19 protein-coding genes are annotated in these 25,825 nt (G+C 62.5%); 4 read left to right on the top strand and 15 right to left on the bottom strand.

Annotation, left to right across the window (positions count from 1 at the left end; all coding sequences use genetic code 11):
- Positions 1–30 precede the first annotated feature (30 nt).
- Positions 31–2,649 carry a DNA mismatch repair protein MutS gene (mutS, locus tag B0G77_RS14775; protein WP_208116466.1) on the top strand — a complete coding sequence of 873 codons (2,619 nt, stop codon included), beginning with the start codon at positions 31–33 and terminating at the stop codon, positions 2,647–2,649.
- Positions 2,636–3,862 (top strand): hypothetical protein, encoded by a 1,227-nt coding sequence (locus B0G77_RS14770; protein WP_133662794.1) that lies wholly within the window; start codon positions 2,636–2,638, stop codon positions 3,860–3,862. Before mutS ends, B0G77_RS14770 begins: the two co-directional genes overlap by 14 nt.
- On the opposite strand, the gene B0G77_RS14765 is transcribed toward B0G77_RS14770, so the two are convergent.
- Complete coding sequence (locus B0G77_RS14765) at positions 3,842–4,384, bottom strand: peptidylprolyl isomerase (RefSeq protein ID WP_133662793.1); 543 nt, start codon at positions 4,382–4,384, stop codon at positions 3,842–3,844. The two genes, B0G77_RS14770 and B0G77_RS14765, sit on opposite strands and share 21 nt — an antisense overlap.
- A 32-nt stretch (positions 4,385–4,416) precedes the next feature.
- Here B0G77_RS14765 and B0G77_RS14760 point away from each other — a divergent pair, with 32 nt between their 5' ends.
- A complete protein-coding gene (locus B0G77_RS14760; protein ID WP_133662792.1) occupies positions 4,417–5,646 on the top strand; it encodes a cupin domain-containing protein in 1,230 nt (409 codons plus the stop codon).
- Between the two features lie 705 nt (positions 5,647–6,351).
- On the opposite strand, the gene B0G77_RS14745 is transcribed toward B0G77_RS14760, so the two are convergent.
- The 3 genes from B0G77_RS14745 to B0G77_RS14735 all read right to left on the bottom strand — a co-directional run bounded on the left by B0G77_RS14745 (position 6,352) and on the right by B0G77_RS14735 (position 9,968).
- Positions 6,352–8,595, bottom strand: a complete 2,244-nt coding sequence (locus B0G77_RS14745) for an ATP-dependent DNA helicase (protein ID WP_133662790.1) — start codon at positions 8,593–8,595, stop codon at positions 6,352–6,354.
- A gap of 64 nt (positions 8,596–8,659) precedes the next feature.
- Positions 8,660–8,878, bottom strand: a complete 219-nt coding sequence (locus B0G77_RS14740) for a DUF465 domain-containing protein (RefSeq protein ID WP_133662789.1) — start codon at positions 8,876–8,878, stop codon at positions 8,660–8,662.
- 79 nt (positions 8,879–8,957) lie between these two features.
- Positions 8,958–9,968 carry a colicin transporter gene (locus B0G77_RS14735; RefSeq protein WP_243750998.1) on the bottom strand — a complete coding sequence of 337 codons (1,011 nt, stop codon included), beginning with the start codon at positions 9,966–9,968 and terminating at the stop codon, positions 8,958–8,960.
- A 142-nt stretch (positions 9,969–10,110) separates the two neighbouring features.
- Here B0G77_RS14735 and B0G77_RS14730 point away from each other — a divergent pair, with 142 nt between their 5' ends.
- Complete coding sequence (locus B0G77_RS14730) at positions 10,111–12,450, top strand: Tex family protein (protein ID WP_133662788.1); 2,340 nt, start codon at positions 10,111–10,113, stop codon at positions 12,448–12,450.
- A gap of 70 nt (positions 12,451–12,520) precedes the next feature.
- Here the strand turns inward: B0G77_RS14730 and B0G77_RS14725 are convergent, their stop codons facing one another.
- The 11 genes from B0G77_RS14725 to der form a co-directional block, all read right to left on the bottom strand.
- Complete coding sequence (locus B0G77_RS14725) at positions 12,521–14,260, bottom strand: IS1634 family transposase (protein WP_133660463.1); 1,740 nt, start codon at positions 14,258–14,260, stop codon at positions 12,521–12,523.
- A 255-nt stretch (positions 14,261–14,515) separates the two neighbouring features.
- Positions 14,516–16,402, bottom strand: coding sequence for a potassium transporter Kup (locus tag B0G77_RS14720; protein ID WP_133662787.1), 1,887 nt, complete (start codon positions 16,400–16,402; stop codon positions 14,516–14,518).
- A gap of 235 nt (positions 16,403–16,637) precedes the next feature.
- Complete coding sequence (locus B0G77_RS14715) at positions 16,638–17,225, bottom strand: phosphoribosyltransferase (protein ID WP_133662786.1); 588 nt, start codon at positions 17,223–17,225, stop codon at positions 16,638–16,640.
- 3 nt (positions 17,226–17,228) lie between these two features.
- Positions 17,229–18,575, bottom strand: a complete 1,347-nt coding sequence (locus B0G77_RS14710) for an adenylosuccinate synthase (protein ID WP_133662785.1) — start codon at positions 18,573–18,575, stop codon at positions 17,229–17,231.
- Positions 18,576–18,730: 155 nt separating this feature from the next.
- Entirely contained in the window at positions 18,731–19,882 is a 1,152-nt protein-coding gene (locus B0G77_RS14705; protein WP_133662784.1) for an ATP phosphoribosyltransferase regulatory subunit, read from the bottom strand.
- Positions 19,883–20,061: 179 nt separating this feature from the next.
- Positions 20,062–20,253 carry a DUF2065 domain-containing protein gene (locus B0G77_RS14700; RefSeq protein WP_133662783.1) on the bottom strand — a complete coding sequence of 64 codons (192 nt, stop codon included), beginning with the start codon at positions 20,251–20,253 and terminating at the stop codon, positions 20,062–20,064.
- Positions 20,254–20,300: 47 nt separating this feature from the next.
- A complete protein-coding gene (locus tag B0G77_RS14695) occupies positions 20,301–21,203 on the bottom strand; it encodes a protease modulator HflC (RefSeq protein ID WP_133662782.1) in 903 nt (300 codons plus the stop codon).
- Between the two features lie 11 nt (positions 21,204–21,214).
- Positions 21,215–22,582, bottom strand: coding sequence for an FtsH protease activity modulator HflK (gene hflK, locus B0G77_RS14690; RefSeq protein WP_133662781.1), 1,368 nt, complete (start codon positions 22,580–22,582; stop codon positions 21,215–21,217).
- A gap of 50 nt (positions 22,583–22,632) precedes the next feature.
- Positions 22,633–23,820 (bottom strand): GTPase HflX, encoded by a 1,188-nt coding sequence (gene hflX / locus B0G77_RS14685; protein ID WP_243751128.1) that lies wholly within the window; start codon positions 23,818–23,820, stop codon positions 22,633–22,635.
- Positions 23,821–23,878: 58 nt separating this feature from the next.
- Positions 23,879–24,115 carry an RNA chaperone Hfq gene (hfq, locus tag B0G77_RS14680; RefSeq protein ID WP_006051315.1) on the bottom strand — a complete coding sequence of 79 codons (237 nt, stop codon included), beginning with the start codon at positions 24,113–24,115 and terminating at the stop codon, positions 23,879–23,881.
- Between the two features lie 142 nt (positions 24,116–24,257).
- Positions 24,258–25,595 carry a ribosome biogenesis GTPase Der gene (der, locus tag B0G77_RS14675; RefSeq protein ID WP_133662779.1) on the bottom strand — a complete coding sequence of 446 codons (1,338 nt, stop codon included), beginning with the start codon at positions 25,593–25,595 and terminating at the stop codon, positions 24,258–24,260.
- Between the last annotated feature and the right edge of the window lie 230 nt (positions 25,596–25,825).

Genomic DNA, 25,825 nt, shown 5'->3' with positions numbered 1-25,825 from the left:
AGCGTCGACACAACCGCACAGCACACGCCAATGATGCAGCAGTATCTGCGCATCAAGTCGGAGCATCCGGGCACGCTCGTGTTCTACCGGATGGGCGACTTCTACGAGCTGTTTTTCGAGGACGCGGAAAAAGCCGCGCGCCTCCTCGATCTCACGCTGACGCAGCGCGGTGCATCGGCCGGCAATCCGATCAAGATGGCCGGCGTGCCGCATCACGCCGTCGAACAATATCTCGCGAAGCTTGTGAAGCTCGGCGAGTCGGTGGCGATCTGCGAACAGGTTGGCGATCCGGCAACATCAAAAGGTCCCGTCGAGCGCAAAGTGATGCGGGTCGTGACGCCGGGTACGCTGACCGATGCCGCACTGCTTTCGGACAAGAACGATGTCTATCTGCTGGCGATGTGCGTCGGGCACAACCGGCGAGGTGTTGCCACCACCATCGGGCTCGCCTGGCTCAATCTGGCAAGCGGCGCGCTCCGTCTGACGGAAGTCGCGCCGGATCAAGTGACCGCCGCGCTTGAACGCATCCGCCCTGCGGAAATCCTCGTTGCCGATCCGCCTGCGGGCCGGGAGGACCGGTCTCCCGCAGCCGGCTCCGGTGCGCTCACGCATGTGCCGGCATGGCACTTCGATGTCGCATCGGGCACGCAGCGCCTGTGCGACCAGTTGGACGTCGCGAGCCTCGACGGCTTTGGCGCACACTCGCTGACCAGCGCCTGCGGCGCGGCTGGCGCGCTGCTCCTCTACGCGGCAGCGACACAAGGTCAGCAACTGCGCCATGTACGCAGCCTGAAGATCGAATCCGAGTCCGAATTCATTGGGCTCGACCCGTCCACACGTCGCAACCTTGAATTGACGGAAACGCTACGCGGCACCGAATCGCCAACCCTTTGCTCACTGCTCGACACCTGCTGCACGACGATGGGCAGCCGGCTGCTGCGTCACTGGCTGCACCATCCTCCGCGCGATACCGCGCTCGCGCAGGCCCGCCAGCAGGCGACAGGCGCGTTGCTCGACGCACCTGTCAGTGCGAGTCTCGATTCGTTGCGCAGCGCGCTGCGCCAGATCTCGGACATCGAGCGGATTACGGGGCGCCTCGCATTGTTGTCGGCGCGTCCGCGCGATCTGTCGAGCCTGCGCGATACGTTTATCGCGCTGCCCGAACTGCGCACGCAGCTGGCACCATTGACTGCTGGCGCGGCGTCGCTTGCGCGCATCCACCTTTCGCTCGAACCGCCGGAGGAATGTGTTGAGCTGCTCAGCCGCGCCGTCGCGCCGGAGCCGGCTGCGATGGTGCGCGACGGCGGCGTGATTGCGCGTGGCTATGACGCGGAACTCGACGAGCTACGTGATATCTCCGAAAACTGCGGCCAGTTCCTGATTGACCTGGAAACGCGTGAACGTGCGCGCACTGGCATCACGAATCTGCGCGTCGAATACAACAAGGTTCACGGCTTCTACATCGAGGTCACGCGCGGCCAGACGGACAAGGTGCCAGACGACTACCGCCGCCGTCAGACACTGAAGAATGCCGAGCGCTACATCACGCCTGAACTGAAGACCTTCGAGGACAAGGCGCTGTCCGCACAGGAACGCGCACTGGCGCGCGAGCGCGCACTGTATGACACGCTGCTTCAGTCGCTGCTGCCGTTTATCGCGGACTGCCAGCGCGTGGCTGGCGCCCTGGCGGAACTGGATCTGCTCGCGGCATTCGCGGAACGTGCACGCGCGCTCGACTGGGTCGCGCCGGCGTTCTCTGAAACAGCCGGTATCGAAATCGAGCAGGGACGCCATCCGGTCGTCGAAGCCCAGGTCGAGCAGTTCATCGCCAACGACTGCACGCTTTCGCCCGAACGCAGACTGCTGCTGATCACCGGCCCGAACATGGGGGGTAAGTCGACGTTCATGCGGCAGACTGCCCTGATCGCGCTGATGGCCTACGTCGGCAGCTATGTCCCGGCGCGACGCGCGCGATTCGGTCCGATCGATCGGATCTTCACGCGCATCGGAGCCGCTGACGACCTTGCTGGCGGACGCTCGACGTTCATGGTGGAAATGACGGAAGCCGCGGCTATCCTGAACGATGCGACGCCGCAGAGCCTCGTGTTGATGGATGAAATCGGCCGTGGCACGTCGACATTCGACGGGCTCGCACTCGCATGGGCGATTGCACGGCATCTGCTCGCGCACAACGGTTGCCAAACGCTGTTCGCCACGCACTACTTCGAACTGACGCAGTTGCCTGGCGAGTTTCCGCAGGCGGCGAACGTGCATCTGTCGGCTGTCGAACATGGACATGGCATCGTATTCCTGCATGCCGTCGAAGAAGGACCGGCCAACCAGAGCTACGGTCTGCAGGTAGCGCAACTGGCAGGCGTGCCGGGCGCGGTGATCCGGGCAGCACGCAAGCATCTTGCGTATCTGGAGCAGCAGTCCGTCACGCAGGGCACGCCGCAACTCGACCTGTTCGCTGCGCCCCAGTTACTGGAAGATGTGGAAGACGAGCCGGCAACGCCCGAGGCCGCAGCGCCAAACCCGGCACTCGAGCGCCTGCGCTCCATAGATGTGGATAATCTACGGCCGCGTGATGCGCTCGACCTGCTGTACGAACTGCAAGACCTGGCCGGCGCAACGGATGCGGATCGTTGATCGCACCCGGTATCCGCAGCGGCCGCGCCATGCCGGTGCGGTGCTGATCGTTGCGCTGGCGTTGACGCTGGCGAATGCGTCGCCGGCTGCGCATGCGGCGGGCTCCCGATACACATTCGCGGTTGTCAGCGGCACGCTCGACAGTCCCGCGGACGAAGCACACACTCAACGTCTGCTGGAAACCATTGGCCGCGAGCGCGATGTCTCGTTCATCGTCTACGACGGCAATCTGAAGGGGCCTAAGGAACCGTGCCGCGACTCACTGTACGAGAGTCGACAGACGTTGCTCGAAGCGGCCCGCCCGGCGCTGATCTTTGTCCCCGGCCAGCACGACTGGGCCGATTGCGGCACCGCCCAGGCGGGCGGCTACGACCCGGTCGAGCGTCTCGACCTGCTACGGCAGACGCTTTTCTCCGACGCTTCGTCGATGGGCCAGAATCCGGTTCCGCTCACGCGCGAAAGCGAGGTTTCGCGCTTTCATCCGTATCGCGAGAACGTTCGCTGGCAAGTCGGCGATACAGTGTTCGTCGCGCTCAACGCGCCGTCGCCGAACAACCACTATCTGAACGCCGGCGGTCGCAATGGCGAATTCGAAGACCGCGTTGTCGCCAATGCGTTCTGGCTGGAGCATGCAGCGGAATATGCCAAACGGCGCGAGGCGCGTGCGGTCGTGGTGTTCATTCAGGGCGATTTCGATCCCGAACGCTACGAACGGCCTGAGCGATTCTCGTGGTTGCGCTTTGCGCGCAACCAGCGCCGCGACGGCTTTCTGGAATTGAAACGAAGTCTCGTGAAGCTCGCGCAGACCTTTCGCGGGCCGATCCTCGTCATTCACGCCGATGACGAGCGGTCGCCCGGCGGCTTCCTGATCGATCAACCGCTGCGCAATGACAAGGGTGTTGAGGTCACGAACCTGACCCGCGTCGCATTCGCGCCGCACGACCGGTTGAATCAGTGGATTGAGGTTGAAGCGGACATGGCGCGGCGGCCGCCATTTCGGGTGACCGTGCGCGACGTGCCGAAAAACATGCCGCTTCCGTCGGCCCTGCCGCCAGCACCGATGCACGAGGAGCCGACACCTTCGATGCCTGAGGTGCCGTCGTTGTCGCCGGGTTCCGACCTGCCACCGGTACAGCAGCCGGCGCCGGCCGGGACGGATGCTTCACCCGCTCCTGCCGGCGCATCCGCCAGTTCAGTGCAGCGTGGGCCCTGACTTGCCTTCGTCGGCATCGTCATCATCTTCATCGAGAACTTCGAGGCCATCTGCGCCGTGCGCGTGCTCGTGCTGGATTTCGTCTTCGGTTGCTTCGCGCACTTCCTTTACCGACAGCGCGAAGCGCAGGGACATGCCCGCGAGCGGATGGTTGCCGTCGAGCACCACCTTGTCTTCGGCGACATCGGTCACCGTGTAAATGAGCGAATCGAGGTCTTCGTCCCCCTCTTCAGGTGTGCCTTCGAACTGCATGCCGACTTCGAGCGGCTCAGGAAAGCGGTCGCGCGGCTCGATCTTGACGAGTTCGGGATCGTACTCGCCAAAGGCATCGGCTGGCTCGAGCTGGATCTGGGTTTCGAAGCCCGGCTCATGACCGTCGAGCTCTTCCTCGATCTTGGGGAACGTGCCATCATAGCCGCCGTGCAGATAGACCATCGGCTCGTCGCTTTCTTCAATCAGATTGCCCTGCGCATCCGACAGCTTGTAAGCGACCGACACGACGGTGTTCTTTGCGATTTTCATTCGATTCTCCAGAATACAACTCACATTATACGATGCCCAAGCGGCCCCTTGACCACCCGCCCGGCGCAGCGCCCGCCCGGATTTCGTCTCCGCTTTCGGTGCCGCAGCCGGACACCCCCACGCCGCTCCTGGGCAATCTCACCCCGACGCAATTCATGCGCCGGTACTGGCAGAAGAAACCCCTGCTGATCCGTCAGGCGATCCCGGATGTCGTCCCGCCACTCGCCCGCGACGAACTCTTCGAGCTTGCCGGCGAGGACGAGGTCGAGGCACGCCTCATCACCCATTTTCGCCACAGGTGGCAGCTGGAACACGGCCCGTTCGCCGCGGATGAACTGCCATCCGTCAGGCAACGCGCATGGACGCTGCTCGTGCAGGGCGTCGATCTGCACGACGATCGCGCCCGCGCGTTGCTCGACCGTTTCCGCTTCGTGCCCGACGCCCGCCTCGACGATCTGATGATTTCCTATGCGAGCGACGGCGGCGGTGTCGGTGCTCATTTCGACTCCTACGACGTGTTCCTGTTGCAGGTTCATGGCATGCGCCGCTGGCGCATCGGCGCACAACGCGACCTGTCGCTGCGGCCGGGCTTGCCCTTGAAAGTTTTACAAAACTTTGAACCGGAAGAAGAATGGTTGCTGGAACCGGGCGACATGCTCTATCTGCCACCGCACATTGCACACGATGGCGTCGCCGAAGGTGAATGCATGACCTGTTCGATCGGCTTTCGCGCGCCTTCGGCGCAGGAGTTGACAGGCCAGTTCCTATACCATCTGGCCGAACGCGGCGATGCGCCGGGCGGCGCCGCAGAGTTGTACCGGGATCCGCAGCAACCTGCCGTTGCCAACCCTGCCATGCTTCCTTCGGCACTGGTAGAGCGGGTTGGCGCCATCCTTGCGAAGGTCGAGTGGAGCGAACGCGATATCTCAACTTTTCTCGGCTCGTATCTGAGTGAGCCGAAACCGAGCGTTGTGTTCGATCCACCTGCCCGGCCGTTGAGTGAGCCCCGATTCATCCAGCGTGCCAGGCAATCCGGCATCAGGCTTGATCGCAAGTCGATTCTGTTGTACGACGCCCGCTTTTACTTCCTGAATGGAGAAGAAAACCGGCTTGCAGGAGTGAAAAAGTGGCTGGTTGAACTCGCGGACCAGCGCCATCTGAGTGCGAAACGCTTTGTAACACTCTCAGACGATTCATCGGTGACAGCACTGCTACACGAGTGGTATTGTGCGGGCTGGATACAGGTAGGCGAGCTTGCATAGGTCCGTCTATGTGTTATACCCTGCCGTGAAATTTTGTATGAGAAAGACAACGTATTGACCCCGGATTTATCGACGGTCGATACGAAAGTGCCTATAATTTCCGCCCAAGCCGTAGGGAAGATTCACGCTCATGAAGTGCGTCTCCACCAGCGGCCCGGGTCGGTGTTGGAGCACATTACCGGTAATATTTTGCGCTGTTGCTTACCTTTAACCATAAAAGGACGTGATCATGAAGAAATCCCTCCTCGTAGCATCCCTGTTGGCGGCTGTGGCACTGGCTGCATGCAACAAGAGCAGCGATCAAGCAGCTGCTCCGGCTAGCGATGCTGCTGCTGCATCGGCACCTGCAGCTGCTGCTTCGGAGGCTCCTGCAGCCGCTACCCCGGCTTCCCCGACTGAGGCAGCTTCCCCGGCTGAGGCAGCTTCCCCGGCCATGGCAGCCTCCCCGGCCGAAGCAGCATCCCCGGCAGCGGCCGCAAGCCAATAAGCTGCGATGGCACGGCGTTCACTCGGGCTCGCTCCCGTCGGTGAACGTCGACGCGGAACACCGGAACGCCTGTGGTAACCCACAGCGTCCGGCGGGTAGCGAAAAAAAGCCACGAATTTCCATTCGTGGCTTTTTCGTTTGGTTTGTTATGCGGCACGCATCTCGCACGCACAATAGATCGTTGCACCGCGTCGACCCGGCGCAACCATCAAACACCTTCAAGTCCTCTCCACGCTCTCCTCGAAGAAGGCTCTCACGACCTCTATCTCGCGCGTCCGCTTGAACGGCGGCAGACTTTGCCAGATGCGCCGGCCGTATGGTTTGTCGACGAGTCTTGTATCGCAGATCATCAGCACGCCGCGATCCGTCTCAGCGCGAATCAGGCGTCCTGCGCCCTGCTTCAGCGTAATCACCGCCTGTGGCAATTGATGAACGGCGAACGGGCTTAGCCCTTTCTTCGTCAGTGCCTCGAGGCGGGCGGACAACACCGGATCGTCAGGCGGAGCGAAGGGCAGCTTGTCGATCACCACCAGCGACAGTGCATCACCGCGCACATCCACGCCTTCCCAGAAACTCTGGCTGCCAACCAGGATCGCATTGCCATACGAACGGAAACGCTCCAGCAGTTCCGTGCGGCTCGCGTCGCCCTGCACGAGCAACGGATAGTTCCAGCCACGCGACTCGATCGTTTCGCGCAGTCGAGTGGCGATACGATCGACTGCGCGCAACGTCGTGCACAGCATGAACACGCCGCCACCCGACGCTTCGATCGCGGGCAAGGCGGCGTCGAAGACGGCGTCGGTGAAGGCCGGGGATGACGGTTGCGGCAGATTGCGCGGCACATACAGGAGGCCCTGGGAGCCGTAATCGAATGGGCTTGGCAAAGTCATCGAGCGACGCGAGTTCAGACCCATCTGCGCCGCGTAGTGCGTGAAGTCGCCTCGCACCGACAGGGTCGCCGACGTGAAGATCCATGTGCGCGGCACACCGGCACGCTGCTTCGCAAAGATCGGTGCCACCGACAGCGGCGTCTCATGCAACTGCACAGTGTGCGAGAACACTTCGATCCAGCGGACCTTTTCGTCAGGATCGATCGCGGCTTCCGTCTTGTCATCGCTGGCTGCATCGCGCTCGACTTCGGTCGGCGGCGTGGTCCAGCCCGCCAGAATGCCCTGCAGCTCCCGCGCACGGCGCAAACAGGCGCCGATGGACTCGGCGCGTTCCGCATGACCGGCAAGCGCCGTCGCGAGCGCATCCAGTTCGGTTTCCAGTGCTTCGAGCGCCGGGAACAGCGGATGATCGTCGGGCAGTTGCCCAATCGACAGCCTTACCGAGTCTTCCCTGAACGCAAGACGCACGTCGCGCGCAGCACGCTCGAGCGCGCCACCAAGCTTCACCCACTCCACGGCGTCGCGCGCATGGCCAAGACCTTCGGCGACCGAGTCGCGCGCGAGTTCGAGGAACTGGGTGGTCGACAGCGTCTCGCCGAAAAAAAGCGTCGCCGTTTCGGGTAACTGATGCGCCTCATCGAAGATGATCGTGTTCGCCATCGGCAGCAGTTCGGCCATCCCCGTATCGCGCAACATGATGTCCGCGAAAAAGAGATGGTGGTTGACGACGACGATATCGGCCTGCTGAGCCTCACGGCGCGCCTGCATCACGAAACAGTCCTTGTAATGCGGACACTCCTGGCCGAGACAGTTCTCACGCGTCGAGGTGACCATCGACCAGACCTGCGCCGTTTCAGGCACGCTGGCAAGTTCAGCCTTGTCACCGGTGCGCGTGATCTTTGCGAAACGGATGATGTCCTGCAGATACGACGTTTCCTGCCGCGAAGGCAGACGACCGTTGTCCGCGGTGCGCTGCAGGTAGTAGTGGCAGAGGTAGTTCGCGCGCCCCTTGAGCATAGCGACCGATACCGGCACTGCCAGCGCATCGCGCACCGTCGGGATATCGCGCTGGAACAACTGATCCTGCAGGTGCTTCGTACCGGTCGAGACGATGACCTTGCCACCCCACAGCATCGCCGGCACGAGGTACGCATAGGTCTTGCCGGTACCCGTTCCCGCTTCGACGATCAGCGTGTTCTCGCTGCCGTCGAGTCCGCTGGCGTCGTCGCCGGCCGCATCCGCGTCGGCGGCGGCCCGGGTATCGCTGCCCGGGGACCCGTGCAGCCGGCGCGCGGGACGCTTCTGCGACTCGAACATCGCGGGCTCGGGCATCGCCCGCCCTGACGCCTCCATCGCAGCCGCAACGGCACGTGCCATTTCGATCTGCGACGCCCGCGAACGATAGCCGTCAATCTGCCGGGCAAGCAGCCCATCGGCGGAAAAGATGTCATCGAGCTCGGTGACGCGCTTCGGATTCAGCGCGGGCGCGCTGGCGCCAGCAGCGCGTTTGTCGCGTACCGGTACGTCATCGCCCGAGGGCGTAAGGGAAGAGGAAACAAGCGGTGAATTCAAAGCAAGCAATTCCTGCAAAGTCCGGTGCGCAACGGCCGACCCCGGCACCTGCCAGGTCGCGACCTCAGGCGCGCGTATCCGGTTCGAGCTGCAACTGCAGCAAGATTATGGTGTCCTTGACCTTGAGCTTGCGCTTTTTCAGGCGCTGTATCTCGAGGTCATCGATTCCGGGTTCCTCCGAAATCCTGTCGATCAGGCGATCAAGCCCACTGTGCTCCGATTCCAGCTGCAGAATGCGGTCGCGAAGTGTGTCCGCGTTGATGACGTGATAGTGATCGCGCATGCTCGCCTCCTCTCCCGAAGTGGCGAGGGCCGCTTCGTTCAGCCGCTGCGCCTGAGGTTGGTGTCCGGCTTAAAACGCGTTACTGACCCTGCTGCTGCATCTGCTGTTGCTTCAACTGCTCCTGCTGTTCCTGCTGCTTTTGCCGGGCCTTCTCAGCGGCCTGCTGCTGGCGCGCCTCGACATCCGCCTTGTGCTGCGCGGCTTCCGTTTGCTTCTGCTGATAGCGCTGCTCGTTTTCGACGCGCTGCTGCGCCTTTTGCGCACCCTGCTGTCGGGCCTCTTCGAGCTTACGCTGGTAATCTGACTGCTTCTGATCGTAAGCCCGCTGGTTCGCAGCCGCCTGCGGCGCGCTGATGCCGCGCTGCGCCTGGTCGATCGCATGCTGGCGCTGCTTCTCCTGGAACGCCTGTTCGTTCGCGGCGCGCTGCGGGGCCTCCGCATTGCGCTGTGCTTCGTCCAGCGCATGCTGACGCTGCTTGTCCTCGAACGCCTGGGCGTTACGCGCTTCATCGGCCGCGCGCTGCGGCGCCTCGACCTCATTCTGTGCGCGCCGGATGGCGGCCTGCTGGTCGCGCTGCTGGGCACGCTGCACGCGTTGCTCGTCGTCGAGCGCAAGCTGCTGTTTGCGGATGTCCGCCGCAACTTCGCGCATGGCGTCGCGAGCCCTGTTGAGGCAGTGATTCACGAAGAAGCGGCTATAGCACTCATGCTGGGCGACAGCAAAGCGGTAATTGTTCTCGTCGCTACGAGCATTGAGCGCCTTTTGGCGTGCGTCGAAATCGTCGCCGGCATGGTCCGCCGACGAGTCCGGGGTCGAGGATGAATCCTGGTTTCCGGAGGCGCCGGCAGTTGCATCGGTACGGGTAGCCGAAGCGCCCGATGTCACCTGTGCCGGCTTCTGGGCCGCGCTAGCGGCAGTATCCTGCGCGTATGCTGGGGAACAAGCCGAAAAGGCCGCAAACGCCGCCGCAGCAATACATGCGGTGAAACACGCAGAAAGAGGACGAATGCGCCGGCCAGCCGGTCGACGGGAAGGCGCGGCAAACGGAAAGCGGGAGATCGGCAACGTCGTAGATGGGCAACGGAACATGACCGAAATTCTATCACCCTGCGCCTGAGCGCTCGGGCATTTATGGCAAAATGCCCCGCTTCAGCAACCGGTTGCCGAGAGGCGCGTCTCGCGTGCCGCTTCAAGTGGCCCTGATTGAAACCTGCAGGAATACGACCACCTTATGACGGAAACCGTAGCACTCAAGATCGTACAGCGCATCGCCGCCGAACTGACTGTCCAGCCGCGCCAGGTCGCGGCCGCGGTACAACTTCTCGATGAAGGATCGACTGTTCCGTTTATCGCCCGGTACCGGAAGGAAGTGACTGGCAACCTCGACGACACGCAGTTGCGTACGCTCGAGGAACGTCTCCTGTATCTGCGCGAACTGGAAGACCGGCGCGCGACGATCGTGGCCAGCATCGACGAACAGGGCAAGCTAACCGACGAACTGCGCACCGCAATCGAAGGTGCCGACAGCAAGCAGGTGCTCGAAGACCTGTATCTCCCGTACAAACCGAAGCGTCGCACGCGCGCCCAGATCGCCCGCGAAGCTGGCCTCGAGCCGCTCGCGCAGGCTCTGCTCGCCGATCCGGCGCTCGACCCGCAGACCGAAGCCGCCGCTTACGTCGACGCCGAAAAAGGTGTCGCCGATGTGAAGGCGGCGCTCGACGGCGCACGCGACATCCTCTCGGAGCAATTCGGCGAAACCGCCGAAATCCTCGGCAAGCTGCGCGACTACCTGTTCAACCAGGGCGTGGTGTCGTCGAAGGTGATCGAGGGCAAGGAAGGCGCGGAAGAGGAAAAATTCCGCGACTACTACGATTACTCGGAAACCATCCGGACGGTGCCGTCGCATCGCGCGCTCGCCCTCTTCCGCGGCCGCAATGCCGGCGTGCTGATGATCAGGCTGGGGCTCGGCGAGGAGTTCGACGCCCTGGTGCCGCATCCGGGCGAAGCCATGATCGCACGTCATTTCGGCATCGCGAACCAGAACCGCCCGGCCGACAAATGGCTCTCCGACGTGTGCCGCTGGTGCTGGCGCGTGAAGCTTCAGCCGCACATCGAAAACGAACTGCTGACGAATCTGCGCGACGAAGCCGAGCATGAAGCGATCCGCGTTTTCGCACGCAATCTGAAGGATCTGCTGCTGGCCGCGCCTGCCGGTCCGAAGGCCGTGATCGGCCTCGACCCGGGCCTGCGCACCGGCGTGAAGGTTGCCGTGGTCGATCGCACCGGCAAGCTGCTCGCCACCGATACGATCTATCCGCACGAGCCGCGCCGGGACTGGGACGGCTCGCTCGCGAAGCTCGCGCGTATCGCAGCGCAGACGCAGGCGGAACTGATCAGCATCGGCAATGGTACCGCGTCGCGCGAGACGGACAAGCTTGCCAGCGAACTGATCGCGCGCCACCCCGAGTTCAAGCTGCAGAAGATCGTCGTGTCGGAAGCGGGCGCGTCGGTGTATTCGGCGTCCGAACTCGCTGCGAAGGAATTCCCGGAACTGGACGTGTCGCTGCGCGGTGCGGTATCGATTGCGCGGCGTCTGCAGGATCCGCTTGCGGAACTGGTGAAGATCGAGCCGAAGGCGATCGGCGTTGGGCAGTATCAGCATGACGTGAACCAGCGTGAACTGGCGCGCTCGCTCGACGCGGTCGTCGAGGATTGCGTGAACGCGGTTGGCGTCGATGCGAATACGGCGTCCGTCGCGCTGCTCGCCCGCGTGTCCGGCCTGAACGCGACACTGGCGCGCAACATCGTCGACTATCGCGATGCGAACGGTCCGTTCCCGTCGCGTGAGCATCTGCGCAAGGTACCCCGTCTTGGCGACAAGACGTTCGAACAGGCGGCCGGGTTCCTGCGCATCAACGGCGGCGAGAATCCGCTCGACCGATCTTCGGTGCACCCGGAAGCGTATCCGGTCGTCGAACGCATGCTGGCGAAGATCAGAAGGCACGTCGGCGAAGTGCTCGGCAATCGTGAAGCGCTGGCACGATTGTCGCCGGCGGAATTCGTCGACGAACGCTTCGGCTTGCCGACCGTGCGCGACATTCTCGCCGAGCTTGAAAAGCCGGGTCGCGATCCCCGCCCCGAGTTCAAGACGGCGACGTTCCGTGAAGGCGTCGAGAAGGTTTCCGACCTGTCGCCCGGTATGGTGCTCGAAGGCGTCGTGACGAACGTCGCGGCGTTCGGCGCGTTCGTCGACATCGGCGTGCATCAGGACGGCCTCGTGCACGTGTCGGCGATGTCGACGAAGTTCATCAAGGACCCTCACGAAGTCGTCAAGGCCGGTCAGGTGGTCAAGGTCAAGGTGCAGGAAGTCGACGTGAAACGCCAGCGCATTTCGCTGACGATGCGCCTCGACGACGACTTCACCGCCAGCCCGGCACCACGAGGCGGTGGGCAGCAGGATCGCGGCACGAGCCGCCCAGGCGGCGGCGGTGGCCGCCCGCAACAGCGCTCACGCGACGCAGAACCGGCCGGCGCGATGGCCGCTGCGTTCGCCAAGCTTAAGCAGCGCTAGGCCGAACTTTGAGCATGCGGCGCGCGCAGGTCCTTGAATTGCCGCGGTTACGCGTGTCGGGGGGAGTCGGTTACTGGGTACAGACAGGGCTGATGTTCAGCAGGCGGAAGGCCTTTTCCTGAACGGGTGTGGGCCGCGTGATCATCACGATCTTTGCGTCCGGGTTCAGAGATGTGTGGCAGACGTTGTAGGCGAGCGTGGCCAGATCATCGAGCAGCGTGCGGAAGCTATGGACGGGCAAGCCGTCCTCGCCAAGCCGCGTGGCATCCTTTGCTTTTGCCTGGTCCGAACGTCGTGCCTTGGCCACGGGCGAGGGCCGGGTTGCGCGTGCGAGCTCGATGTATTCATCGTCAAACAGCATCGGCTTCAAGGTCTCGCGCATGTGCCATTCGACGTAGTAGGCGAGCATGCACAGGAAGACGTGCGCCCGTACACGCTCGGCGTTCCAGTGGAATATGGGGCGCACGTTCAGATCGACTGTCTTGAGCGACCGGAAGGCACGCTCCACGACCGCCAGGCCCTTGTACGCCGAGACAGCCGCTTCGGCCGGCAGGTCCTGTTCGGGCACGCTGGTGCGCACCACATACAGGCCGTCGAGCGCCGCTTCCTGCCGGATCTGACCGGCCTTGCGCGTCCAGGTGAAGCCCTCGTCGGTGAAGCTCAGCTCGAAGTGCTTGGCCATCTTGTAGTGGTCGATGACGCGGCCCACGCGCAGGGCAATGGCATCGGCGCCCTTGAGGCGGTTGCGGGCACGCGTGGTCGCCTCGGCGATCTTCGTCAGCTCGGCTTCAGTGGCCTGCAGCAAGTCCTCGCGTTTGCGGGTCCGCTGCTCGGCCAGCAGCGGATTGCGGCACACGATGAGCCGCTCACCGGGGAACGCCTCACTGGTCAGCTCCAGCAGGTTGCGCTCGTCAAACAGCGAGGGCTGGAAAGGCCCCTTCTCCTGGGCAAGCGCGCTCACCTGCGGCGCGCGCAGGCTGCTCACCCAGTCCAGCCCCGCCGGGCGCAATACCGTGTCGATGCGCGCCTGCGTGAGCATGCCCCGGTCGCCCACCCAGGCGATCTTGCCGATGCCATAGCGGTCCCGCAGTTTCTCCACCTGCGAGGCCACGGTAGCCGGATCGGCGGTGTTGCCGGCAAACACCTCGACGGCCACCGGACAGCCTTCAGGAGTGCAAACCAGCCCGAACACGATCTGCGGATCGTCGCGCTTGCCATCGCGGCTGTAGCCGCGCGCGGCAAGCTCGCAGCAGTCTCCGGTCACCCACGTGGACGTGAGGTCATAGAGCACCAGCATGCTGCCGGCCAGATGCTTGCGCGCCAGCCGCTTCTCGATGTCTTCCTGGGCCTCGCCCAGCCAGTCGAGCGCGGTATAGACCTGTCCGAGGTCAACCTCGCCCAGCTTCAGCAGCCGCGACAGCGAGTGGGTCGCGGTCTCGTCGCGCAACATGCGATGGGTGGCCAGCTTCGAAGCGGGAGACACCACCCGCGCCACCAGCAGCGCCATGAGCATCGCGCGCAGCGCGGCCGGTGCAGCCGCAAACCACTGCTCGGCGCCGCAGGCACGCGCCGCGCCCAGCACCGCGGCCACATGTCCGTGCGGCAGGCTGCGCTCGATCACGAAGGCCTCTTCAGCCGAGGGCACTGCGACGCCACCGCGCAGCAGCACCTTCAGTCCTTCGATGACCTCGGCGGGCAGCGATGAGAGGTTGGCCAGGGTGCGCTTCTTCACCTTGTTGCCGTCGCGGAAGGACTCGCGCAACAGGATGGCGGGCGGTGAGTTGCGGTTGGGGACGTGTTCGATATACATGAACACTGATTAAAGCAAATAATCACCGAAAGTCAATATAAAAATACTAACTTACATGGCTACATGATAGTCCCAGAAAATAGCCGAAACCCTGCACTGATGCGGATTCCGGCTATTTGAGAAGTCAAAGCTCGGGCTAGGCAACGCGGCGACGCTTCTGCAAACAAAAAAACCCACGCAGTTCACACTGCGTGGGCTTTTTGTTGTGCGCCAGCTTTGAGCCAGGCGCAAACCGTGCGATGACATGCAGAACGCTCAGATCTCGATTTTGGTCCCGAGTTCGACGACACGATTGGCCGGAATACTAAAGAAATCGGTCGGCTTCGCGGCGTTCTGATGCATCCAGGCGAACACGCGCTCACGCCACACCGACATGCCCGGCAATTGCGTGGGCACGACCGTTTCGCGGGCGAGGAAGAACGACGTGTCCATCATTTCGAACGTCATGTCGTGCGTACGGCCAACGTCGAGCAGCACGGCCTTCACATCAGGCGTCTCATTGAAACCGTATGCGGCACTCACGAGATACAGCCCACCGCCGAAATCTTTCACCGTCACGCGCTCCTCGTCTTTTACGTATGGAATGTCACGCGTGATGAAGGTCAGGAAAATCGTGCGCTCGTGCAGCACCTTGTTGTGCTTCAGATTGTGCAGCAGACTCACCGGCACCAGCGAATCGCTGCCGGTCAGATAGATCGCGGTGCCTGACACGCGGTGCGGCGGGTGTGCGAGCAGGCCCTGCAGGAACGGCATCAGCGGGATACCGTCGGCGGCCGTGCGCTCCTTCACGATCATGCGGCCCTTGAACCAGGTCATCAGCAGGAAGAACAGCAGCGCACCGATGCCGAGTGGCAGCCAGCCGCCCTCCTCGACCTTCAGCAGATTTGCGCCGAAAAACCCGAGATCGACCGTCATGAAGGCCGCGATGATCAGTGCAACCAGAATCTTGTTCCAGTTCCACACCTTCACCATCACGACGCAGGCAAGCACGGTGGTGATGACCATCGTCGCTGTGACCGCGATACCGTACGCGGCCGCGAGGTTGTCCGAACTCTTGAAGGCAAGCACGATGCACAGGATGATGAAAAGCAGCATCCAGTTCACGACCGGCACATAGATCTGGCCGATCGCCAACTCCGACGTGTGGAGGATCTTCATCCGCGGCACGTAGCCAAGCTGGATGGCCTGGCTCGTCAGCGAATACGCGCCGGAGATCACCGCCTGCGACGCGATCACCGTCGCCACCGTCGACAGAATGACGAGTGGTAGCAACGCCCAATCCGGTGCGAGCAGGAAGAACGGATTTTCGATCGTTTTCGGGTCGTGCATCAGAAGCGCGCCCTGGCCAAAATAGTTCAGCACCAGCGACGGCATCACGAGCGCATACCAGGCCATGCGAATCGGCTTTGCGCCGAAGTGGCCCATATCGGCGTACAAGGCTTCGGCGCCGGTCAGCACGAGCACGACGGAGCCCAGCACCACGTAGGCCTGCAGGACATGCGCCGACATGAATCTGAATGCGTAAGCGGGATTCAATGCAGCAATCACCCCGGGCGACTGCGCAATATGCGTCACGCCGAGCACGGCAAGCGTCACGAACCACAGCACCATGATCGGCCCGAACAGCCGCCCCACCGTGGCGGTGCCGTGCCGCTGGATCCAGAACAGCAGCACGAGGACGACCATCGTAAGCGGCAACACCAGATGCGACAGCTTGGGCGCAGCAACCTCGAGCCCTTCGACCGCCGAGATCACGGAAATCGCCGGTGTGATCACGGCATCGCCGTAGAACATACAGGCGCCGAAGATACCGAGCATCATCAGGAGACCCGCCGCCTTGCTGCGCGGATCGAATGATCGTAGCGACAGCGCCATCAACGCGAGTACGCCGCCTTCGCCGTTGTTGTCGGCGCGCATCACGAAGAGCACGTACTTGATCGAGACCACGATGATGATCGCCCAGAACATCAGGGAGATGACACCGAGAATCGACGCGTCATTGAGCGGGATCCCATGCGACGGGGAGAACGCTTCCTTGAGCGAATACAGCGGGCTGGTGCCAATGTCGCCGAAGACGACACCGATTGCCGCAATTGCGAGCGAGGGCAAAGGCTGCCGGTGCCCGTGGTTGGTATCTGTCATAAACGCGAAGAATCCGTTCCTGATCGGAAAAACGAGCGCTATTCTAAACTGGCAGTCGAGACCGACCGTCTGGCGTGTTGTGGATACACCACGAGGACAGTCCGCGCAGTGTAGCATCGCACCCGGGGCAAGTCTGCCCGTATCGGGACGTTTCACGCCTGCCCATGAAAAAACGGAGCCTGTCAAGGCTCCGTTTTCAATCCATCAAACATTCAGCTGGACGCGATTGCATTCATCACGCTTTCGGCGTGGAATCCTGCGCGGTTCCGCGCTTGATCCAGGCACCGAGATTGTGCGGACGAACCGTATCCCATTCCTCGAAAGGCTGGTGAATCCACGGATTTGTCGGCAGATACTGCACGTGATAGTCGGGCGTCACCTTTGAACAGCCCTTGTACCAGAGCACCGCGGAACGCACCGCCGTAATGGCCGGATAGCGCTCCTTCAGATGCTGCTGGACACGCGCCAGCGTCACACCCGAATCGACGAGATCGTCGACCAGCAGCACGTTGCCCGACAGCTCGCCGCGCGTCATCGTGATGTACTGCGCGATGTCGAGCTCGCCCTGCTCCGTGCCCGCGGCTTCGCGATACGAACTCGTCGCGAGAATCGCCAGCGGCAGGTCGTAAATACGCGACAGCTGGTCACCGACGCGCAGACCGCCGCGTGCAAGACACAGGATCTTGTCGAACTTCCAGCCAGATTCGTGCACAGCGAGTGCCAGAAGCTCGATGAGACGATGGTACTCATCCCAGCCGACCCAAAGATTCTTGTCGTCGTTGCGCGGATCTTTCATCGCAATCATGGGCACACCCTGCGTCATGACTTAAACCTTGAACGGATGACGAAGGAGAATGGTTTCGTCGCGGTCCGGACCCGTCGACACCATGTCGATCGGCACGCCGGCCACTTCCTGCACGCGCGTCAGGTAGGCGCGCGCGTTGGCAGGCAGCTTGTCCCATTCCTTGATGCCTACGGTGCTTTCCTTCCAGCCGCCGAACGTCTCGTAAACCGGTTCGCAGCGCGCCACTTCCGACGCACCGCGCGGCAGGATGTCAGCTTCCTTGCCATCTATCCTGTAGCCCACGCACAGCTTTACTTCATCGACACCGTCAAGCACGTCGAGCTTCGTCATGCACAGACCCGACACACCGTTGATCTGGATCGAGCGACGTAGCGCGGCCGCGTCGAGCCAGCCCGTGCGACGCGGACGGCCCGTGACCGAGCCGAATTCCTTGCCAACGGTAGCCAGCGTCAGACCGATCTGTTCCTGGCGGCTCGCGTTGTCCGCGTCGTACAGTTCGCTCGGGAACGGACCCGAACCGACACGCGTGCAGTACGCCTTCGTGATGCCGAGAATGTAGTTCAACTTTTGCGGACCGACACCCGCCCCCGCCGTGGCCGCACCGGCCACGCAATTGCTGGAGGTCACGAACGGATAGGTGCCGTGATCGATGTCGAGCAGCGTGCCCTGCGCACCTTCGAACAGCAGGTTGTGACCGGCGTGGTTCTCGTCGTAGAGACGACGCGAGACGTCCGTGACCATCGGCTTCAGACGGTCCGCGTAACTCAACATCATGTCGAGTGTCTGCTGGAAATCGACGGCTGCAGCGCCGAGATAGCCGGTCAGCACAAAATTGTGAAAGTCGAGATTTTCCCGCAGACGCTCCGCGAACGCTGCCGGCTCGAACAGGTCCTGCACGCGCAGACCACGGCGCGCCACCTTGTCTTCATACGCCGGGCCGATACCGCGACCAGTCGTGCCGATCTTGCTAGCGCCGCGACGTGCTTCGCGCGCCTGGTCGATCGCAATGTGGTACGGAAGAATCAGGGTGGTGGCTTCGGAAATGAAGAGGCGCTTCTGAACGTCGACGCCAGCGGCTTCGAGTTCGCCGATTTCCTTGAACAGCGCTTCCGGCGACAACACGACGCCATTACCGATGTAGCACGCGACGCCGGGATGCATGATGCCCGACGGAATCAGACGCAAGATGGTTTTCTTGCCGCCGATGATGAGCGTATGACCGGCATTGTGACCACCCTGGAAGCGAACGACGCCTTGAGCGTGGTCCGTCAGCCAGTCGACGATCTTGCCCTTGCCCTCATCACCCCACTGGGTCCCCACGACGACGACGTTACGCCCGGGGTTCACATTCACTGCGCTGGCAGACATGTTGTTTCGTAAGCTGGTTAAAAACGTATTCTACCGATAATCGCGGAAGGTTCCGGATTTTTTCCGTTTCCGCTCAACGGTATGGACGTTATTCTGGGTATTTCAACATGGGCGCGACGAGTGTGTCCGGATTGCCGCGCCCGGCTTTGCGGCACTCAGGAACGGGCTTCGACGACCCAGGCACCGTTGCGCTCGACCAGTACGCGGTCGCACGCGAATTCATCGAGATCGTGGTCGTGGCCCGGCAACGCCTGAATCACGACTTCGCCAGCATCGCGCAATGCGGCAACGCTCGCACGGAGCGCGTCGTCATGCTGCCAGGGCGCCAGAATGGCGCTGCTGCGTGCTTCGACCGGCGAAATACGCGCGACTTCGCGCAGATCGAGCGAAAATCCGGTCGCGGCACGCGCCCGCCCGTAGGCCTGGCCAACGTGGTCGTAACGGCCGCCGCGCGCCACCGCATTCGGCACACCGTCAACGTAGGCCGAGAACATCACGCCGCTGTGATAGGCATAGCCGCGCAGGTCGGCCAGATCGATCATGACTTCCGCGCCGTCGACCTGTGCCGCGAGAAACGCGAGATCGTCAAGTGCGCGGGCGATTTCGGGCATGTCCGGCAAGCGCGCACGCGCATCGGCGAGCACTGTCGCGTCGCCGTACAGCGTCGGCAGGACCCGCAAGGCGTCGCGCGTGACGGGCGCGAGATCCGCCGTCAGTTCCGCGAGGCGCGGCACATCCTTGCCTGCGAGCGCCTCGTACAGTGTTTCGCCAAGCGAAGCCGCAGCCGGATCCTTGCCGGTCAGCGCCGCCAGCACGCCCGCGTGACAGAGGTCGAGCCGCACCTTCGCGAGCCCGGACAGACGCAGCGCGTCGAGCATAAGCTGCTGGATTTCAAGATCCGCCTCGAGACCGGCGTGACCATAGATTTCCGCCCCGATCTGGACCTGTTCGCGGGTTGCGTGCAAGCCGCGTGGGCGCGTATGCAGCACGTTGCCTGCGTAACAAAGGCGCGTCACGCCCTGACGGTTCAGCAGATGCGCGTCGATCCGCGCGACCTGCGGCGTGATGTCGGCCCGCAGCCCGAGCGTACGGCCCGACAACTGGTCTACGAGCTTGAACGTACGCAGGTTCAGATCGCTGCCACCGCTCGTCAGTAGCGACTCGAGATATTCGAGAAGGGGCGGCATGACCATTTCGTAGCCGTACGCACGAAAGCGGTCCAGCAGCCGGCGGCGCAACTCTTCAATCTTGCGGGCCTCCGACGGCAGCACATCGGCAATATTCTCGGGAAGTAACCAGGTCGACATCGATACAGTCCTACGACGTTGAACACGGCGCCTGGGCGCGCCGAAAAATGACGGTGAATCGCGGATAAAACACGTGCCCTCGCAGGAACGCATTGCGCAGCATGGCGCCGATGGCGGCCAGTAAGCCGTAGCCTGCCCGGGTCGCCCTCAGGTCGAATCAGCTCGCTATCAGGCTGCAATCAGGTTGCAATCAGCAGCAGAATGAGGCCGAGCACCATCACGATCAGACCGCCGATCCGGATGTGGTGCGGCGGCCGCTCCGCTATTCTACGAAACGTGTCGCGCCAGGCGCTCGGAAAAACGAAGGGGAACATCCCCTCGATGATCAGCATCAGTGCGATCGCGAGCAGTAACGAACCAGCTATATCCATTCGAATGACGGCGCCACGACGCCAGCAGGCGTGCAGCGCTCAGGTAATCAGCGTTTGCGCGGGGTCGCGGCGGCGTCCGGCGGATTGCCGCCAGTCGGACTACGCATGAAGCGGAAGAACTCGCTGCTGGAATCGACCACGATCACGTCGTTCGCCTTGAAGCTGTTCCGGTAGGCCTGCATGCTCTGATAGAACTCATAAAACTGCGGATCGCGGCCGAACGCCTCGGCTGCAATCGACGCGGCCTTGCCATCGCCCTCCCCCTTGATCGTCTGCGCTTCCCGGTAGGCGTCCGCGATGAGACCCTCCTGCTGCCGGGCGGCGTCCGCCTTGATCTGATCGGCTTCGGCCGCACCCTGCGCCCGCTCCTGACTCGCCACCTGCTCACGTGCCGCGATCATCCGCTTGAAGACCGATTCGGCCATCGCCGCGGGAAAGTCGACCCGCGTCAGCTGGATGGCGACCACATCGACGCCGAGCGCAGCCGTGTTTTTCTGCATGTCCATACGCGCCGCTGCTGCGATGTCCTGCTGCTTCGCGAGCGCGTCGGGAAGTGCGAACTTCGCAAAGGCGTCGCCGAGCGCGCTACGCGACAGCGAGGCCAGCCGGTCAGGCAGGCCCTGGGTATCGCCCTTCGTCTCAGCGAACAGCTTCAGCGGATCGGCGACGCGATAGCGGATGACCGGATTCACCAGCACGTCGATCTTGTCCGACGTCACGTAGCGATCGGCATCCGGCGCGTCGAACGACTGGATCCGGGTGTCGACGAGCGTGGCCGTCTGCAATGGAGGTGGCAGCTTGAAATGCAGCCCGGGACCCACCAGAACGGGCGCGGTGTCACCATGAGCGGAGACCACAGCCATATGTCGCTGATCGACGACATAAAGCATCGACGAGGCCGCAAACAGCACGACCACAATTGCAACAACGAGCGCAACGATTCGATTCATGTTCGCGCTCCTTATTGCAGCTCTTCGTCGCGGCCGCGACTACGGAATGTATCGCGCGAGCGGAACGTATCGCTTGCCGCAGCGGCTTCGCTGGCCGCGCTCGCCACCGGGGCGCCTGACGCGGGCGCAACCGCGGCCGCGCCGCTCGCGGATTGCGGCGCTGCTGCCGAACCGGCTGGCGCACCGGCTGCGGCTGCCTCCGTCCCGCGCTGGCGAGTCTGGTCGATCAGCTTGTCGAGAGACAGGCTCAGCGTATTATTGCCGGACTTGCTGTCTACAAAGAGCTTCGTCGTGTTCGAGTAGATATGCTGCATTGCGTCCAGATACATGCGTGTACGGATCACCGCGGGCGCCTTCGAGTATTGCTCGTAGACCTGTTTGAACCGTTCCGCGTCGCCCTGCGCCTGGGCAATGACACGGTCGCTGTACGCCTTCGCGTCGTCGATCAAGCGCGCCGCATTGGCCTGCGCACGCGGCAACAGCTCGTTGACATAGGCCTGCGCGTCGCGCTTCGCGCGCTCGCGATCCTGACGCGCCTTCGCGGCGTCATCGAATGCCGACTGAACCTGCTCCGGCGGTGTCACGCCCTGGATCGTCACACCGGTCACGGCGAGACCCGTATGGAATTCATCAAGCGAATGCTGGATGGAGTCGTTGAGCTGCTGACGGATTACTTCGCGATCCTGATAGAGGATGTCGTCCATACTACGAGCGCCCACGATCTCGCGCACCGCCGCCTGCGCGGCCTGCGTGACCGCGAGGTCGGGATCGACGCTGCGGAACAGATAGTCGGTGGGCTTTCGCACCTGGTACTGCACGGCGAAACGCACATCAACGATATCGCCATCGTGCGTGAGCATCGATGCATCCTTCACGTTGGCCATGCGCACGACATTGTTGCGGCCGATTTCCACCGACCGCACCTGCCCGATGTTGACCATCTCGTGGGATTCAAACGGATAGGGCAAGCGCCAGTGCACACCCTGACCCGAGGTATCGCGATACCTGCCGAACTGTGAGACGACTGCGGCCTGGCCTTCCTGGACGACAAACACACCGCTGCCCAGCCAGATTGCGATCAGCACGCCAATCACAATACCGACACCGATACGCGCGCCGCGGCCGTTGTCCGGACGACGGTCACTGCCGCCCGAGCCACCGCTCTTGCGCCCGAACACGCGGCTCAGCCGCTGGTTGAATTCACGCCACATTTCGTCGAGATCAGGTGGACCCTCACCGTCCTTTCCATTCTGCGGACGGTTCGGCTCGTTCGGACGCTGCCGGTCGCCATTGCCGTCTCCCCGGCCCCAGCGCGGATCGTTCATCGAAAGCGTGGCGCGCAGCCGCAGCCAGGTACTCCGCTTGTTGTAATCGTTCACCTGTGTTTGTTCACCAGAGTAGACAGCGGGTCAATGCAACTCGGCACGGGTCAGTGCCCGAGTTCTGGAACCTTGCGGTCGTCGGTTGGCGCTACCAGCCGGTCTTCTTCCGGCAATGGACGCCCACCGTTGGAAAGATATTCGGCAGTAGCGATTTCAGCGATGGCAGCGCGCAGCGTGTCTAGCCCCTGCCCTGTGCGCGCGCTCAAAAAGACGCGCGAAATATTACCATACTCATCCCGCTCGACCGCGTCGCCACGGGCCGCCAGTTCAGCCACGGCGTCAATCTTGTTGAAGACCAGCACCTGCCGGATCGCGTCAGCACCAATCTCGTGCAGTACTTCGTTCACCTGGTCGATCTGATCGAGCCGCACGGCGCTCGACGCGTCGACCACATGCAGCAGCAGGTCAGCGTGAATGGTTTCCTCGAGCGTTGCCCGGAATGCGGCGACCAGCTGGTGAGGCAGTTCGCGAATAAACCCGACCGTATCCGACACCACTACCTGACCAACCTCATCGCCGAGGTAGAGACGGCGCGATGTCGTGTCAAGCGTGGCAAACAACTGGTCGGCGGCGTACGCCTGAGCCTTTGTCAGCGCGTTGAAGAGCGTCGATTTGCCGGCATTCGTATAGCCGACGAGCGATACCGACATGGTACGGTTGCGCTCACGCTGGCGACGTTGCGTGCCATGCTGGCGACGCAGCTTCTCGAGCCGCGACTTGAGCGCCTTGATCCGCTCGCCGATCAACCGACGGTCGGTTTCCAGCTGCGTTTCACCAGGGCCGCGCAGACCGATACCGCCCTTCTGCCGTTCAAGGTGAGTCCACGCGCGTATGAGCCGCGTAGCGAGGTATTGGAGTTGCGCGAGTTCGACCTGCAGCTTGCCTTCGTGGCTGCGGGCGCGCTGCGCAAAAATATCGAGAATCAGACTGGTGCGGTCGATCACGCGCCTGTTAAGCGCCTGCTCCAGATTGCGTTGCTGCGCGGGCGCCAGCGCGTGATTGAAGATGACAATTTCGATGTCGTTCGCCTCACATGCAAGGCGCAATTCATCGGCCTTGCCGCTACCGACGAACATCTTCGCGTCGGGGCTGGACCGGCGTCCGGTGAGGGTGACTACGGGATTCGCGCCCGCGCTTTGCGCGAGCAGACTGAGTTCTTCGAGACTGGCTTCGAAATCGATCTTACCGAAGTCGACGCCGACAAGCGCTGCGTTGGTCAAATTAGAGGGTGTCAAAATGAAGCGGCCGGGAGTGATCGCCAACGGGCGACGCTACGCCGGCCGCGACGAGGGGTTAGGACTGTTCAGAATCCGGGTGGAAATTCACCGGACGGGCAGGCACGACCGTCGAGATTGCGTGCTTGTAGACCATCTGGGTAACCGTATTCCGGAGCAACACGACGTACTGGTCGAACGATTCGATGTTCCCTTGAAGCTTGATGCCGTTGACCAGATAGATCGAGACCGGCACGTGCTCTTTACGCAGTGCGTTCAAAAACGGGTCTTGTAACAATTGCCCTTTGTTGCTCATAGCAAACTCCGTATTTTTTTGCAGGTTGACTTAATTGACGACGAAGAAAAAGAAATCCACCGTCAACCGCTACACTATAGCCGATTTTCGTTTTTGCGCGAGCGGCCTGGCCATCAGGCCAAACCCAGCACACACACGGGTTTCAGCCTTTATCCGCGTAAGGGTTCGTCGACGATCTGAACTCTATGCGCAATGGAGTCCCGGTCAGCCCGAAAGTTTCCCTGAAGCGGTTTTCAAGGTAGCGCTTATACGTTTCGGTGATCGCGTCGAGCGCGTTGCCATGGATCACGATAATCGGCGGGTTTTGTCCTCCCTGGTGCGCGTAACGCAGCTTAGGCCGCACCGGCCCGCGACGGCGCGGCTGCTGGAATTCAACAGCGTCGATCAGTGCGCGGGTCAGTTTGGGCGTCGGAAGCTTTGCCATTGCGGCGGCGTAAGCGTCATCGACCGAACGCATCAGCGGGCCGATCCCCGTTTTCTCCGCTGCCGAAATGAAATGGAATTTCGCGAAGTCGAGGAATTTTAGCTTGCGCTCCAGATCCGCTTTCGTGCGCTCACGCACATGCGAGTCGAGCCCGTCCCACTTGTTCACCCCGACCACGAGCGCACGCCCCTGCTCGACGACGAAGCCGGCAATGTGAGCGTCCTGCTCCGAAATGTCCTGGCGCGCGTCCAGCAGCAGGATCACGACGTTGGCATCCGAAATCGACTGCAGCGTCTTGACCACCGAGAATTTTTCTATCGCCTCGAACACCTTGCCGCGGCGCCGCAGACCCGCCGTGTCGATCAGCGTGTAGTTCTTGCCCTGCCGCTCGAAATCCACGTAGATCGAATCGCGCGTCGTCCCGGGCATATCGAATGCAATCACGCGGTCTTCGCCGACCAGTGTATTGATGAGCGTCGACTTTCCGACGTTCGGGCGACCAACGATCGCGATCTTGACGCCGTGCGCGTTCTTGTCCTCATCCTCTTCTTCCGGCTGACCGGCATACGCGACGCCGAGCGCCTCGTTGATCATTTCCGTGACGCCGTCGCCGTGCGCCGCTGAAATGGCGCGCGGGTCGCCCAGACCGAGTTCGTAGAAGTCGGCGGCGACCGCGCTGTACTTCATCCCTTCGGCCTTGTTGACGACGAGGAAGATCGGCCGGCCGGTCTTGCGCAGGTAATCGGCAATCGACTTGTCCTGCGGGGCGAGCCCGTTGCGTCCGTCGACGATGAACACGACAACGTCGGATTCTTCGACCGCCTGGCGGGTCTGCCGCGCCATCTCGTGCAGGATGCCGTCCTTCGCGACCGGCTCGAAGCCGCCGGTATCGACAACCAGATAAGGCCGCTCGCCCGTGCGCCCTTCGCCATAGTGACGATCGCGCGTGAGGCCCGGCAAATCGGCGACGAGCGCGTCACGCGAACGCGTGAGACGGTTGAACAGCGTGGATTTCCCCACATTGGGGCGCCCAACGAGGGCAATTACGGGTTTCATCAGATGTTGTTCACGGTGAAACGCAGGGTCGAGACACTCGACGGGCCGTGCGGCGACGCCAGATGGCTGCCTGTCGGCTGCGTTTGACAAAAATTATCACGAAATCGGCCACGCCCGGATGCAATGCGGTAAATGCGATGGGGTAACACGCATCCCGGCAGACGAAAGGTCGGCTGGCTGGCGCGGCCTGAGCGTCCGTAGATCCAGCGTTGCGGACGGCGCTTACGCCA

The sequence above is a fragment of the Paraburkholderia sp. BL10I2N1 genome (assembly GCF_004361815.1).
Lineage (GTDB): Bacteria > Pseudomonadota > Gammaproteobacteria > Burkholderiales > Burkholderiaceae > Paraburkholderia.
This window is presented reverse-complemented; position numbering and strand designations above follow the sequence as displayed.